This window comes from Brucella thiophenivorans (genome assembly GCF_002252445.1).
GTDB lineage: Bacteria > Pseudomonadota > Alphaproteobacteria > Rhizobiales > Rhizobiaceae > Brucella > Brucella thiophenivorans.
In genome coordinates, this window is record NZ_NNRJ01000002.1 from 1 (window position 1) to 15,493 (window position 15,493).

A 15,493-nucleotide genomic window follows, 5' to 3' on the forward strand; every position below is an offset into this window, starting at 1 on the left:
TGAAATCGCTCAACACATTTTGGAACAGGCTCTAAGGCAATCGGGACGTTATATCCGATTGCCGAATGAGAACGATCCTCATTGTAGTGTCTAAGCCGTTTCTTTAACTTTTCGCGCCATCTTCAAGGGTTAAGAACGAGTTTGCGTTCAAATATTCAGCAAGAAGCTTGCTGTTGAAGGCCTAGAGCATATCCTTTGAACGCTGAATCGATTTTGCAGTGACAGTGAACGATTTGTCTGATTCAAGGTTTCCAGTTATGGAGGCTTTTAATGGGTCGAGCATTAAGCACTGATTTGCGGTCACGCGTTTTGAAGGCTGCAAACGAAGGATTGTCGGCACGCAATGCGGGCGTACGGTTTGAGGTGTCCGCAGCGAAAGCGATCCGCTGGGTTTCTCGTGCGCAGGACGTTGAGTTGGAAGCACGACGTCCGGGTCGACGACGCGGTTCAAGACTTGATGCCGATGAAAATTTCATCATGAGTATGATTGAAGAGCGCAAAGACATCACGCCTAACGAAATGGTTGCGCGTCTGGCTCAAGAGCGCGGCCTTCAGATTGTGCGGAGTGCTTTGAATACTTGGCTACGGGGCCGTGGTTTAACTTACGAAAAAGACCGCACATGCATTGGAGTCGGAACAGCCAGACCTAATGAGTAGGCGCGAGGCGTGGTTTGAAAGCCAACTTGAACTTGATCCTGAAAGGCTGGTTTTCATCGACGAAACAGGACTGAATACGAAAATGGTGCGGTTGCTTGGGCGCAGCCTACGAGGCGAAAGATGTCACGCAGGCATCCCACATGGTCACTGGAAAACAACGACGTTTACCGGCACGCTCCGCCTCTCAGGCATGACAGCACCCATGGTGCTGGATGGCGCAATGCCGATGCCTTTCGTGCTTATATCGAACAAGTGCTCGTGCCGACACTGACCCCCGGTGACATGGTGATCATGGACAGTTTGCCTGCTCATAAGGTTCCAGGCATCAGAGAAGCGATTGAGGAGGCAGGTGGTCAAATACGGTATCTGCCGCTCTATAGTCCCGATTTCAACCCAATAAAGGTGGCGTTCTCAAAACTCAAAGCACATCTGCGTGCAAAAGCCGAACGCACTGTCGAAGCGCTGTGGGATGCCGTCGGCCAAGTCATAACATTGTTCGAACCAACCGAGTGCGCCAACTACTTTGCAGCTTGCGGTTATGACCCAACATAAAACGGATGCGCTCTAGATAATCCGTTGTCCGTCGGCTTTCTGGACCTGGATAAGTCCAGCGTGACATTGATAGCATAAGCCCACCGATCTAGGTCACGCGAAACAAACTCGCTTCCGTAACAGCTTCGGAATGGGCTGAAAATCAGGAGTTACAATTAGTCACATCCAAACAAGGAGAGCCGCATAAAAATGCATATGCCATGATTGGTTCTATCAGCATATCATTGAAATCATTGAAAAGACACAGGAATTCGCCACACAACGACTTTTGACGTGTAAGAACGAACGGCCCAATATGTTTAGCGGCGGTATAACACTCGCACAAAAACTGAAAATGGCTGCGTAAATTCTACTGTCGCACCCCATTAAAAATAGGGCGATTACCAGAGCATCTTCAGCTCCTTCAAGATTGCGTTAATCCGAATTTCAGTGAACTGTCCACCTTTGGTGTTGATGACGGAGGTTACCAATTTTCCAAGATAGAGGGAGCTTAGGCCGCTGGCCACCCGCAATTACTCCGCTCGCCATTCTCACCGTGGATTGGGGAGGGGCTTCACAATATATCTGCTAAAGTTTCTATATCGCAGTTTGATCTTTCTTAAATGCTTTGCAGCAGGTACTAATGCGGCAAATCACTAATTATAATAAGTTTACGAGGTAAACTGATCTATGGATGATATGGTGGTAGAAGATTTTTCATTCGAGGCGGCCCTAGCGCTTCCACAAGACGTCACAGTACCAGGGCCTTGGGCCGGGCATATACCATTTGCCCACTGGATTATTGCAACATTAAAGCCAGCGTTAGTTGTCGAGCTGGGGACCTATAAGGGTAACTCGTATCTTAATTTTTGCCAATCGATTGTTGAGCACGATGTTAAATCAAAAGCATTCGCAATTGATACTTGGCAGGGCGATACGCACAGCGGTTATTACGGGGAAGAAATTTTAGCGGAATTAAAGTCACGCCACGACCCAAAATACGCTAGCTTTTCGACGCTCGTAAGATCTTCATTCGATGACGCCGTCAAAAAATTTGAAGATGGATCAATCGACTTATTACACATCGACGGACTGCACACTTATGAAGCGGTAAGAAATGACTTTTTCAACTGGTTTCCTAAACTTTCTGAGAGAGCGGTCGTATTGTTCCACGATACGAATGTCCATCAGATGGGTTTCGGAGTATACAAATTTTGGGAAGAAATATCTCAGTTATACCCATCATTCAACTTTCTTCATAGTAACGGGCTAGGCGTGCTCGCAGTTGGCGGCGATAACTGTCCGACTGCAATTCTGCGGATCGCTGAAGGACGTGAAGGGGATTATATCCGATCATATGCATTTAAATTGTTTTCTTATCTAGGTAAGTCAATTGAGAATAGCGTTCAGTTAATAAGCGCTAGGGATGAAATTTCTGAAATTCGTCGATTTTCGGCCGAGAAAGAAGCATTAGTCTCAACTCTTAGAAAGGAGAACGAAGAAATAATATCTACTTTGAGCAAGAAAGATTCTGATCAACGCAAACTTCAGGACTCGCTGGGAAGCGAATTGAAGATTGCGGAAATGAAAATCAAAGCTCTTCAGGACTCGCTAGGAAGCGAATTGAAGATTGCGGAAATGAAAATCGAAGCTCTTCAGAACTCAACAAGTTGGAAAATTACCTATCCATTGAGAAAGCTTAGCATAATTGCGCGGAGGGGGCAGCGCGCCATTAAGCTTATATCAAGGGGTGAGGTAAGACCGCTATACCATTCATTAAAGGCACGTCTGCCGAAAAACAATGTTGGGAATCAACCATCAACAAGCTTTGATAAAAGTCGAGAAAAGCTGCTAGCGGAAAAGACACTCGCTAACGTTAAAACCGTAACAATTGTTACAACAGACCATACTATATTTGTTGCAAATTTAGTGGCGCGAGAGTTATCTGCAATCGGTATTACTACGGATGTGACGACGGTAATGCCGCCGAAATTCGGGAGCGATCTTTACATAGTTATTTGTGCCCAGATGTTTTCCACGCTGCCGCCTCCCCTCAAAAGAATTATATTTCAGATGGAGCAGTCTGTCAGTTCGCGTTGGTTTAATGCTGATTATATAGACATATTAAAAAATTCTCTCGCTGTTTTTGATTACTCGATAAAAAACTTGTCGTTTCTAGAGGAAAAAGGGTTGGGTTACCCCAAAACGTACTATGTTCCAATTTCCTGTTTACCACACTACGATAAGTGGCTTGGGGAGAATGAAAGCGATGTTACTTTATTAGACAATGATCAATATGATGTATTATTTTACGGAGATATTCGCAATGAAAGGCGTTCACTTTACATAACAGAACTAAAAAAACATTTCAGGGTTAAAGTAATAAATGATTCTTTCGGTGCGGAAATAAGACAAGCAATTAGAAGGGCGAAGGTTGTCGTCAATATCCACTATTATGAAGATGCTTTGCTTGAAACTACTCGTATCTGCGAGTGCCTATCTTTAGGAACTAAAGTAATTTCCGAAATAGGTAGTGACCAGTCTGAACATAGCTCTTTGGATGACTTAGTGAAATTTGTAAATGTCGGCGATGTCCCCGGTATGATCGAAGCGATAAATTTGGAATTAAATGGCAGCTCGTACGACGTAGACAAACAACTAATACATGAAAATTCGAAGACGTTTTCGGTTATGTTTCATCGCGCTCTTTTTGATCTTGGGTTGATTTCATATAACCAATTCTGCGAACTCATTGAGAGCACCACTTTCACTGAGGACACATATTTTCTAAGCCTGCCTGAGACGCCTAATCGACGTTCTCAGTTCATTAATGAAATGCCTTACTTGATAAAACCGTTCAACGGATTGCGTCAGCGTCCAGGCTGGATGGGAACCGCGTATAGCTACAAGTTCCTAGCACGCAAAGCAATGGATGCAGGCAAGGAACGCTTATTAGTTTATGAGGACGACGTAGAATTTAAAAAAGGACATATAGCACAACTTGGAAAGATTAATCGTTTCTTGAATCAGTTAGATCCGAATGAATGGGACGTATTTTCAGGCTTCATAGGTGACTTACATGCTGACTGCCGAATTTTAGATGTAATTGAGTTCGAAGGAACAGAATACATAAAAATTGATAAAATTGTGAGTGCAGTTTGCAATATATATAACTCGAAAGCTCTAAAATTGCTCAGCGAATGGTCTAATATTAATTCCGATTCCGCAACAGACACAATCGATCGGTATTTGGAACGAATAAATGGGCTCACCTCCTACACTACACTACCATTTTTGGTAGGGCATCGTGATGACGCTGAATCAACCCTGTGGGGGGCTCATAACTCTTCGATGATTGCGATGATTAATAGGAGCGAGGAACTGCTAGCGAAAAAGATAGCGGAGTTTAAAGCGCAGAAATTATAGCTTCGCACAACAGAGTATTGATCTTGAACCCAAGTTTCACCCAGTTTTGAGTTCGCTCCAGCGGTCCAGACTTGGGGCTCAGGTCGACGTTGTCCACGGATGCATCAGAAGATTTTTAAACCGTTACGGTTATAGAATTTGAATGCCGATTGAATAAAGACTTTTATATGCCAGTGCCCTTTTTTCGATGCATTTCCGCCTGAATGAATTATTTTCACAGAGGGCACATAAGCTATATCGGCGAACTTGCGCGCCTTAAGAGAGAGATCAAAATCTTCAAAATAAAGGAAGAATTTATCACTAAAGCCGCCTGTGTCCTTTAAGGTAGCGCTTTTGAAAAACATAAAACACCCGCTTACAATTGGAGGGTTCCAATACACACCGTCTTGTGTTTCTGCTTTCATCTCGTATCGGGCCAATCGAGCAGAAAAAAGTGAGCGTATCTTTTTCGGCGCAAACCCTCTCAGTATTAAATCAAAGGCAGCCGGATAGCGTTTACAAAGGTATTGCCTTTGCCCATTTGGCCAAGAGGCGTGGGGGCTTAACAAGCCGCAGTTTTCATTTTCGCGCATGAAAGCAAGAGCGTTTACCAGTGCATCCGGGGCAAGTTGAATGTCCGGATTGAGAATGAGATGAAATTCGCCCATCTGTTGAATAGCAATATTGTGGGCTCTGCCAAAACCAACATTGCCTTGTCCATGGATTAATTTGACGGGCAATTTTGCATAGTTGCGCAATAAGAATGAGGCAACCTCATTGCTGACGGAATTGTCTACAACTGTGATCGAGAAGGAGCCATCTGCGAATCCATTGAGCGCCATTTTCAGGCTATTCAACGTTTTTTCGAGTTCAGCAAAATTTGGATTAAAGGTAACAATTGAAATTGTCAGCAATGACTGTTTATTGGTTGGTTGATATGTTGCTGAAACACTATTAATCATTCTGCTAATTCTCAATTCACAGGGTAGGGTTCGGCTTTGAAATTATTACGATAAGCTGAAAGTGTCTGTTCACCGTTTAGTTTCGTTTATCTCCGCGTTATGGTCTGGTTATCGCCAAAACGAAGCCATCATCTTAGGCATAATGTCTATCTACAATATCGATGTGGGAGAAGTAAGATGTTAGGAAATCAATTCGTATGAAGGGAATTATTCTCGCGGGTGGCAGTGGTACGAGACTGTACCCTTTAACCATTGCTGTCTCTAAGCAGATTTTGCCAATTTATGACAAGCCGATGATTTATTATCCGCTGAGCGTTCTGATGCTGGCCGGTATTCGCGATATTCTTGTCATCTCCACTCCGCATGATCTTCCGCTTTTCCAAAAGCTACTAGGTGATGGAAGTGAATTTGGCATTAATTTCTCGTACGCCGAGCAGGCACATCCTAACGGATTGGCTGAAGCGTTCATCATTGGCCAGGAGTTTATTGGTAATGATAGCGTCGCAATGATCCTCGGCGATAATATCTATTTTGGTGACGGCCTTTCGAAATTATCTAAGTTGTCTGCGCAGCCAATGAAGGGCGCGAGTGTTTTTGCATATCGCGTAGATGATCCGCAGCGCTATGGTGTTGTCGAATTTGATAACAAAACCGGTCAAGCAATATCGATTGAAGAAAAGCCGGAAAAACCGAAGTCACACTGGGCTGTAACGGGCCTTTATTTCTATGATAATCAGGTGATCGACATCGCAAGTTCGATCAAGCCATCAGCGCGCGGGGAGCTTGAGATCACTACTGTTAATAATGTGTATCTCGGAAGAGGGGAACTGAATGTTCAGCGTTTCGGGCGAGGATATGCTTGGCTAGATACCGGAACCCATGACAGCCTTCATGAAGCATCATCGTTTGTACAAACCATTGAAAAACGACAGGGCATCAAGATTGCTTGTCCTGAAGAAATTGGTTTGGACAAAGGCTGGCTAAGCAGCGAGGCCGTTTTGGAGCGTGCAGCCAAACTTGGCAAAACTGAATATGCAGCTTACCTGCGTCGACGTGTTGACGAACTAGGAAAAGATTGATGGAAGTCCGCGCTTTAGGTTTAGATGGTGTTTATGAGATCATTCCACGTAAGTTTGGTGATGATCGGGGTTTCTTTTCCGAAACCTATAAGGTCAATGCGCTCGCAGAGGCTGGCATTGAACTGAATTTTGTTCAGGACAATCATTCTTATTCGGCTGCAAAAGGGGTGGTGCGTGGTCTGCATTATCAGCTTCCACCTTTTGCACAGGATAAGCTGGTGCGCGTCATTCGCGGTGCAATTCTCGATGTAGCCGTCGATATTCGCAAAAATTCACCGACGTTTGGTAAGTGGGTTTCACTGGAGGTCTCAGCTAAATATTGGAACCAAATTCTGGTTCCAAAAGGTTTTGCTCACGGTTTCATAACGCTCACTGAAGAAACTGAGGTCATTTATAAAGTGACTGATTATTACGCTCCAGAGCATGATCGTTCAGTTCGTTTTGATGACCCGGCGATTGGTATCGAATGGCCATTACCTTCATCGGGTGTGCAGCTTTCAGACAAAGATCAAAAAGCCCCACTTCTTGCCGATGCCGAAGTTTTTTCTTGAGGGATAATATGAAAATTCTTGTTACGGGTGGTGCCGGGTTCATTGGCTCTGCGGTTTGCCGTCATCTCGCAGCCGATCCCGATGTCAATGTCCTCAATGTCGACAAATTGACCTATGCGGGCAATCTGGCTTCTCTTCGACAGATTGAAAACCATCCCAATTACAGCTTTCTTCAGGCTGACATCTGTGATGACACTGGTATTCTGGAAGCTTTGCGCGCCAACGAAATAGACGTTGTTATGCATTTGGCGGCGGAAAGTCATGTTGACCGTTCCATTGATGGCCCTGGCGCATTCATTGAAACAAATATCGTCGGAACGTTCCGTCTTTTAAATGCCGCTCTCGCTTATTGGCGGGAGCTGCCAGAGCCACGCAAATCTTCTTTTCGTTTTCATCATATTTCAACGGATGAAGTGTTTGGCGATTTGCCTTTCGATAGCGGCATTTTCACGGAAGAAACACCGTATCAGCCGTCCTCGCCTTATTCGGCGTCGAAAGCAGCATCCGATCATCTGGTTCGTGCCTGGCATGAGACTTATGGATTGCCCGTCGTGCTGTCCAATTGCTCAAACAATTATGGGCCATTTCATTTCCCAGAAAAGTTGATTCCACTCGTCATCCTCAATGCGCTGGACGAGAAGCCTTTGCCGGTTTATGGCGCAGGTGCAAATGTGCGGGACTGGCTCTATGTCGAGGATCATGCACGTGCTCTGGCACTTGTCGCGACTACTGGCAAGCTTGGTGAAAGCTATAATATCGGTGGGCGTGCAGAACGTACCAACTTGAACGTAGTGCAAACGATTTGTGCCATTCTCGATATAAAAAAACCTCGCGCAAACGGAAAAAGCTATTGTGATCTGATCACATTTGTGACGGATCGTCCTGGCCATGATCGCCGTTATGCCATTGATGCTTCAAAAATCGAACGTGAATTGGGCTGGAAGCCCCAAGAAACGTTTGAAACGGGTTTGGAAAAAACCATTCAATGGTATCTCGATAATGGTTGGTGGTGGCAGCCAATCCGTAACGGCAATTACGCGGGCGAGCGGCTCGGCAGCACGACATCAACAGAGACAAAGGCATGAAGATCGTTGTAACAGGGCGTGAAGGACAGGTTGTCCAGAGTCTACTGGAGAAAGCATCCCACCGGCCCGATATGCAAGTAATCGCACTGGGTCGTCCGGAACTGGATTTGGCGAAGCCGGAGACAGTGCGTAGCGCGATCACAGCAATCAAGCCTGACTTGGTCGTTTCTGCTGCCGCCTATACGGCAGTCGATCTCGCTGAGGATGAACCAGAATTGGCGTTCTCGGTCAATGCGCGAGGCGCTCAAGCAGTTGCGGAAGAAGCAAAGGCTTGCGGGGTTCCTGTTATCCACATCTCGACAGATTACGTTTTCGCAGGTGATGCAAGCGAGCCCTATGTGGAAACGGATATTACAGGCCCTCAGGGTATCTATGGAAGCTCCAAGCTTGAAGGCGAGCGTCTCGTTGCACAAGCCAATCCAAAGCACATTATTCTAAGAACGGCTTGGGTCTATAGTCCGTTTGGCAAGAATTTCGTTAAAACGATGTTGAAACTGGCTGAGACGCGTGATGCTCTATCCGTGGTTTCCGACCAATGGGGCAACCCGACAAGTGCACTCGATATCGCTGACGCAATTATCCAGGTGGCAGATCATTTGGCGGCCGTTCCAGATTTTTCAGCTTATGGTGTCTACCATCTGGTCGGCTCAGGAGACACGAACTGGAGTGGCTTTGCAAGAGCAATATTCAGCCAGAGCGCTGAACTTGGCGCACCAACGGCTACCATTTCAGACATTGCAACAGCTGATTACCCTACCAAAGCTGTACGCCCTGCCAATTCGCGTTTATCGAACGCTAAATTTGCCGAGGTGTTCAATTGGACGGTGCCACACTGGCAATCGTCCCTTAGAGAAGTTCTAGCGAGGCTAATTTAGTTTTACAAAAACATCCTCTGGATCCGATAAAAAAGTAACCCAAAAGACAATATACTTATCATACTCTACATACATTTGGGTGATTACATAAATTACTAATTCTAATTGAGAAAAATCGCTCATATTATTATTGTAAAATAAGCGGCAAATAAGGTATGTCTATAATTAATTGCTATTTGGATAATTTAAATTTATTTATTTCAATTTTATTTCGTCCGGTTCTTTTGCTGATGTAGAGTTGTTGATCAGCATTTTGAAGCCAAAGAAAACTGCCCACCTCAGGATGCGTACGGTCGGATGCTATACCAATACTTACAGTTACTGTCGGACCGACAGGAGAACCAGGATGGGGAATATTCAATGACTGTATCTGCAGCTGTATTTCTTTGGCTGTTGCGAGAGCACTGTTCGGGTCAGATCCGGGTAGAACACATGCAAATTCTTCACCGCCATAACGAGCTGTCATTCCGGAAACTTTGTTAACCGTGCGTGCGAGTACTGCCGCCACCATCGTAATGCACCGATCTCCCTCGGGGTGACCATAGGTATCATTGAACAATTTAAAGAAATCAATGTCTACCATGATAACGGACAGCCAAGCGGCAGCAGGCGAAAGACGCGAAATTTCCGCGGTCAGTATAATTTCCAGCTGGCGCCGGTTGTTCAAGCCCGTCAAGGCATCAGTGATAGCCATTTCCGAAAGATGGTCACGCAAGCGCTTAAGTCCGATATGATTTGAGACGCGCGCCTTTAAAATAACAGGATTAATAGGCTTTGTAACGTAATCAATGGCGCCAAGGGAAAGCCCCCGTACTTCGGCGTACTGATCATCTAGGGCTGTTGTAAAAATCACCGGAACATCAGCCAACAATCCGTCATTTTTCAAACGCGAGCAGACTTCATAGCCATCTACACCCGGCATCATAACATCGAGTAAAACCAAATCCGGCAAAACCGAGCGTGCAACTTCCAACGCTTGTTCGCCGGAAGTAGCGAAAGATACTTGGTAATAGTCTTCCAACACAGCGTTCATAATCTCAATGTTAGATACTTCGTCATCGACAATAAGTATCGTTGCGCGATCATGCATTTCAGTCACCCCCTAGATTAAAATACTTACTGCGCTTTTGTACCCAGCGTCAAACATCAAAATTTTTTTGGAAATTTGGAAAAGCTACTCCAAGTGCAACATGCCGGTGGTTAGGGTATCTGATTAAGCTGCTTCCTGCAAAAGAGAAGCAAGGACCTCGGCTGGTGTATTAAATCCAAGACACTTGCGCGGCGTTGCATTGAGATTGTGGGCGAGGGCGGTCAAATGCGCCTGGCTAACCTGCGTTAGGTCCGTGTTGCTGGGTAAATACCGTCGGATGCGCTTGTTGATGTTCTCAATCGCACCTTTCTGCCAGGTTGAATTGGGATCGCAAAACCAACTTTTAGCTCCCATTCCATCTTCCAAAGACCGATACCCCATAAACTCGGAGCCACGATCAAAGGTAAACTGCGGCGTGTATGATGAGGCAGCGATGCAAGGGCCTGAATGATTTTGTCCATTATAGGCTTAGAGTGCCGACTGCTGTTTTTAATGATGACGCAATAACGGCTCTTGCGTTCAACAAGCGTCATGACATTGGCTTCTCCAAGGTCACGTTCAAAGATAATCAAATCACCTTCCCAGTTACCGAATTACAGACGATTGCCAATAAAATCAGGATGTTGATGAATAAGAAATGCTTATGGAATGCGGGAACTGCGCGATCGTCTGGTGCCGCGTGGGCAGCGTTTTGTTCGCATCTCAGCCAGGTATTCATACAGCTTCAGCGCGTATTCTTCCTTTAATAGATGAAACGATAGATTGTTTCGGCACACAGACGTATTGCGATTAGACCATGGCTACCAGTCGGCCGCAGATCTGTTCCGGCGACCAATGGGCCTCCAATTGTTCTATGACGAACTTACGCAGCTCTGGGTAACGTCTGAGCTTGCGCAATCGTGTTCTGCGGTCTTTGCTGATGTTGTCGGCAACAACGCTATGATAGCCGTTATAGTCTGGTATATCCGTGTCCTGAAAGCTGTAGTGTTGATTGCCGCTGAGAACTGATGGAGTGGGGGTGCGGACGAAAACTTGGACTATCAGGGAGGTAGTTTATGTATTCCTACGAAGATCGGTTGCGAGCCGTTGGGCTTTTCATCAAGCTGGGCAAGCGTGCGAAAGCGACCATTCGCCAGTTGGACTACCCAAGCAAGAATGCTTTGAAGGGCTGGTACCTGGAATATGAGCACCATCTTGATCTGCGTTTAGGATTTGCGCCCCCAGCAGCCAAGTTCACACAGGCGCAAAAGGAAGTGGCTGTTGAGCACTACCGGACGCATGGTCGTTGTGTTTCTGCAACGATGCGCGTCTTAGGCTATCGCGGCCGTGCAACGTTGACAGCATGGGTTCGTGAGGTGTTTCCCGAAACTAGTAAAGCTGTCACCGGAAGAACTGGACGTCCACGATATCCGGAGACGTTGAAGAAGGCTGGCGTTGTCGGGCTTTATAATCGGCAAGAAAGCGCGCAGGCGTGGCTGAAAAGCTCGGCGTATGCAGACCGACACTGTATAACTGGAAAAACCAGTTACTTGGTCCGGAGGCTCCCGCAATCATGAAACGCAAGAACAACTCACCGACAGTGCCAGAGCGAGAAGAATTAGAGCGCCAGCTCGAAACACTGCAGCACGATATTCAGAAACTGCAGCTTGAGCACGACCTTTTGAAGAAAGCGACCGAACTCATAAAAAAAGACCTGGGCGTCGATCTGCAACTTCTGAGTAATCGGGAGAAAACGCTGTTGGTTGACGCCCTCAAATACCTTTATCAACTCCCTGATCTGCTTACTCAGTTGGGACTGGCGCGCAGCTCATATTTTTACCATCGAACCCGCATGAGGATGAGCGATAAGTACCTCACTATTCGTCAAAACATCACCGAAATCTTCGAAGCCAACCGTCGATGCTATGGCTACCGCAGGCTACAGGCGTCATTAGCCAAACAATGCGTTACAATCTCAGAGAAAGTTGTGCAGCGCTTGATGAAACAGGAGAACCTGATCGTTGCCACGCCAAAGCGGCGGCGATATCGCTCTTATCTCGGAGAAATTAGTCCGGCACCCGAGAACCTTATTAATCGCGACTTCCAGGCCTCAGCCCCAAACGAGAAATGGCTGACCGATATCACTGAATTCCATATCCCGGCTGGCAAGGTATATCTCTCGCCCATCATCGACTGCTTCGATGGTTTGGTCATCAGCTGGTCTATCGGAGTGAGACCAGATGCGGAATTGGTCAATACGATGCTTGATGCCGCCATAGAAACTGTAACAGGTAGAGATGAGTGGCCAATAGTACATTCTGATCGGGGTGCACACTATCGCTGGCCGGGTTGGCTATCGAGGATCAGTGATGCGAAGCTGGTGCGCTCAATGTCCCGCAAGCCTTGTTCCCCAGATAACGCTGCATGCGAAGGCTTCTTCGGTAGACTGAAAGCGGAGCTCTTTTAACCGCGTGATTGGAGGTCAAGCACGATCGAGCATTTTATCAAAGAAGTTGATGGCTACATTCGATGGTACAACGAGAAGCGGATCAAGATATCACTTGGCGCACGAAACCCAATCGAATATCGAAACAGTCTTGGTATTGTAACGTAAAACCAGTCCAAGTTTCTATCCGCACCCCCCCCCATCACTTCTGGGTGGAAATCAACACCCGGTTGTTCAAACCCTTACGCTGGCGATGATCGCAAAGGGTGAGACCTATGTCTCGTTTGGCAGCGCCATACGAGCATAGTTTGTCGGTGACCATCACCCGCGTTGCGCAGCCCTGAGTAGAGAGAAGCTTGCGCATGAACCGTTTGGCAGCCTTGGTGTTGCGGCGTTTCTGGACCAGAACCTCCAACACAAAGCCGTCCTGATCAACCGCGCGCCAAAGAAAATGGCGTTCACCTTTGATAATAACAACCATTTCATCGAGATGCCATTTATCGCCAAGGCGTGGTGTCCGGCGACGGATAGTAGTGACATAGGCCCGTCCGAATTTCTCAGCCCATTCATACACTGTCTTATGAGTAACGAAGATCCCGCGATAAGCCAGCATGTCTTCGACCATGCGAAAGCTCAGTGGAAAGCGGATATACAACCATACTGATTCCGCAATGATCACAGCGGGATAACGATGACGATATTAAAGTGAAGAACGTGGTTCGGTCATTACCGGTTATCGCCGCTCATGCTTACGCTCAGGTTAAAGTAACGGTGCCAAATGAGGGTGTGTGCATGCCGATCATCTTTGTAGGTTACGTAATAAGAGATAAAGTTGATGTCGATTTTCTAATAATCAGCTCGACATCCAAGGTTGTAATTATGGGGCTGGTTCCATTGGAAAGCATTTCTAGGATACGTTGCGCTGCAAGTGCGCCGATACGGTCGGCGGGAATATGCACGGTGGTCAAAGATGGACTGATGTGCTCGGAAAACTCCAGATTGTCGATCCCTGCAATCGACAGGTCGGTAGGGATTCTCAAGCCTTGGGCTTGGGCTTCGATCATTGCACCGGTAGCCAAGATATCAATCAGCCCAATTATCGCCGAGGGGGCCTGAGCAAGAGAAAGAAGACGACTGCATCCCGCTCGTCCGCCGAAAATGGAGATGGTGTGCTCAAGAACATTGGCTTGACTGAGGGTTACGCCCCTTTGCCTAAGGGCTTGCACGACGCCTTCCAGGCGAAGTTTTTGTCGATCATTGTTCGCTCTTCGACCTGCAATCACACCAAAATTCCGATGGCCCAGATCGAGAAGGTGATTTGCGATTAGTGAGCCGGCCATCACGTTATCGACGCAGATACTATCTTGGCCTTCTATGGAGCACCACGTCAAGACCGTTGGGATCCCGTGAATGAGTTTCCAAAAGCTTGGTGGTCGCTCCGCGCCGACTAGGATCAGCCCATCCACGCCTTGGCCTACCAGTCCGCCAACCGCCAGCTCTTCAAGTCCGTGATCATAATCATGCGATGCCACCAGCAATTGATAGCCCTGCTTCGATAGCTCCTTGTGCATGGCTTGCAATGCTTTGGAAAAAATCGGGCTATCAAGTGTGGGCACAACAACGCCGATGCTCTTGGAGCGCCCAGAGACGAGTGCGCGTGCCTTTGCATCAGGAATGTACCCTAAAGAGCTGGCAACCTGTCGAATTTTTCGAAGTGTGTCCGGCTTAACCCGGTCGGGATTTGATATGGCGCGCGAAACCGTGGCCGGCGATACACCGGCTTCTTTCGCGACATCTGCCAAAGTGGCTTTAGGCATTGGTGCCTCTCATTCGAGCTATGAAACAAATTTCATACCCGATATGACGAATAAAGACAAATAAAAATGTTCAAAATCAGAATCATAAAGTCTTATATAAGATTAACTATTGACGATATAACGAAAAATATGCAAGCGTTTGCATAACGAAATTCGGATCTTGGGAGGAGCCGTTGTCTCGGAGAATGAAGGTAGGTATCGCAACGATACTGTTTGCGCTGCTGTTATGGTACGCCCTGACATCGCTTACAGGCGTTGTTTCGGCAGGCCGATTTCCATCCCCTGCTGACACCTGGGCTGCCTTAAGACAGCTTTGGTGGCCCGGTTATGCAAACGGGGATCTCGTTCAGCATGCGACGCGTTCGCTGCTCTTGGTATTTTCGGGTTTCGCATTCGCAGTTTTGACTGGCATCCCTCTAGGCTTGCTTATGGGGTGGAGCCAACGCGCAGAGGCTTTCATTAATCCAATTTTTCTCATTGTCCGACCGATCCCACCACTTGCGTGGATCCCGCTAGCTATCCTTTGGCTCGGCTTAGGTGATGCGGCGAAGATTCTCGTTATCTGGTTTTCCGCCTTTGTTCCGTGCGTGATCAACGCTTATGCTGGCATTCGAAGCCTCGACAAAGGCTTGATCGAAGCGGCTTCAATGCTTGGCACGCCATCTGTGCGAATGGTCAGAGAAATACTTGTTCCAGCTTCCAGTCCAATGATTTTTACCGGACTAAGACTATCCTTGCAGGCATCCTGGACCACACTTGTCGCTGCTGAATTGGTAGGCGCCTTGCATGGGATTGGGCGAGTGCTCAACGTTGCTCAGCAAGATCTGTTTCCGGGAATGATTCTCGTAGGAATGATCGTCGTAACGATTGGTGGCTGGTTGACCACCTACGCTTTATCTCGTGTCGAGGAACGAGCCCTTCGTTGGAACCAAGCGGCTGCAGGAGCGGAATGATCATGCAGAAATCCTTATCATTTTCCCGGAAAGCGTTGTTCGGTATTGCGGGGCTCGTGTGCT

At 47.0% G+C, this 15,493-nt stretch carries 9 protein-coding genes and 4 pseudogenes; 8 read left to right on the forward strand and 5 right to left on the reverse strand.

Going from position 1 to position 15,493, the window contains the following annotated elements:
- Window positions 1-270: 270 nt before the first annotated feature.
- Both CEV31_RS00245 and CEV31_RS00255 read left to right on the forward strand, forming a co-directional pair.
- Window positions 271-1,209 (forward strand): annotated as a pseudogene (locus CEV31_RS00245) (IS630 family transposase).
- 669 nt (window positions 1,210-1,878) lie between these two features.
- Complete coding sequence (locus CEV31_RS00255; RefSeq protein ID WP_094504920.1) at window positions 1,879-4,614, forward strand: class I SAM-dependent methyltransferase; 2,736 nt, start codon at window positions 1,879-1,881, stop codon at window positions 4,612-4,614.
- 104 nt (window positions 4,615-4,718) lie between these two features.
- On the opposite strand, the gene CEV31_RS00260 is transcribed toward CEV31_RS00255, so the two are convergent.
- Window positions 4,719-5,555 (reverse strand): glycosyltransferase, encoded by an 837-nt coding sequence (locus CEV31_RS00260; protein ID WP_094504921.1) that lies wholly within the window; start codon window positions 5,553-5,555, stop codon window positions 4,719-4,721.
- 197 nt (window positions 5,556-5,752) lie between these two features.
- On the opposite strand from CEV31_RS00260, the gene rfbA reads away from it, so the two are divergent.
- From rfbA to rfbD, 4 genes are read left to right on the forward strand one after another with little or no spacing between them, the layout of a single operon-like run.
- Window positions 5,753-6,634 (forward strand): glucose-1-phosphate thymidylyltransferase RfbA, encoded by an 882-nt coding sequence (rfbA, locus tag CEV31_RS00265; RefSeq protein ID WP_094504922.1) that lies wholly within the window; start codon window positions 5,753-5,755, stop codon window positions 6,632-6,634.
- Window positions 6,634-7,185 (forward strand): dTDP-4-dehydrorhamnose 3,5-epimerase, encoded by a 552-nt coding sequence (rfbC, locus tag CEV31_RS00270; RefSeq protein WP_094504923.1) that lies wholly within the window; start codon window positions 6,634-6,636, stop codon window positions 7,183-7,185. The genes rfbA and rfbC overlap by 1 nt, the downstream gene beginning before the upstream one ends.
- Before the next feature lie 8 nt (window positions 7,186-7,193).
- Entirely contained in the window at window positions 7,194-8,270 is a 1,077-nt protein-coding gene (rfbB, locus tag CEV31_RS00275; protein ID WP_094504924.1) for a dTDP-glucose 4,6-dehydratase, read from the forward strand.
- A complete protein-coding gene (gene rfbD, locus CEV31_RS00280; protein ID WP_094504925.1) occupies window positions 8,267-9,145 on the forward strand; it encodes a dTDP-4-dehydrorhamnose reductase in 879 nt (292 codons plus the stop codon). Before rfbB ends, rfbD begins: the two co-directional genes overlap by 4 nt.
- 172 nt (window positions 9,146-9,317) lie before the next feature.
- On the opposite strand, the gene CEV31_RS00285 is transcribed toward rfbD, so the two are convergent.
- Entirely contained in the window at window positions 9,318-10,235 is a 918-nt protein-coding gene (locus CEV31_RS00285; RefSeq protein ID WP_094504926.1) for a diguanylate cyclase, read from the reverse strand.
- 123 nt (window positions 10,236-10,358) lie between these two features.
- A pseudogene (locus tag CEV31_RS21260) lies at window positions 10,359-11,216 on the reverse strand (IS30 family transposase); the annotation flags it as partial.
- Window positions 11,217-11,290: 74 nt separating this feature from the next.
- Here CEV31_RS21260 and CEV31_RS00305 point away from each other — a divergent pair.
- Window positions 11,291-12,828: pseudogene (locus CEV31_RS00305) on the forward strand (IS3 family transposase).
- A 61-nt stretch (window positions 12,829-12,889) separates the two neighbouring features.
- Here the strand turns inward: CEV31_RS00305 and CEV31_RS00310 are convergent.
- Window positions 12,890-13,357, reverse strand: a pseudogene (locus CEV31_RS00310) (IS6 family transposase); the annotation flags it as partial.
- 115 nt (window positions 13,358-13,472) lie between these two features.
- Complete coding sequence (locus tag CEV31_RS00315; protein WP_094504930.1) at window positions 13,473-14,477, reverse strand: LacI family DNA-binding transcriptional regulator; 1,005 nt, start codon at window positions 14,475-14,477, stop codon at window positions 13,473-13,475.
- A 173-nt stretch (window positions 14,478-14,650) separates the two neighbouring features.
- On the opposite strand from CEV31_RS00315, the gene CEV31_RS00320 reads away from it, so the two are divergent.
- On the forward strand, window positions 14,651-15,430 hold the full coding sequence (locus CEV31_RS00320; protein ID WP_235818002.1) for an ABC transporter permease: 780 nt from the start codon (window positions 14,651-14,653) through the stop codon (window positions 15,428-15,430).
- Window positions 15,431-15,493: the final 63 nt, after the last annotated feature.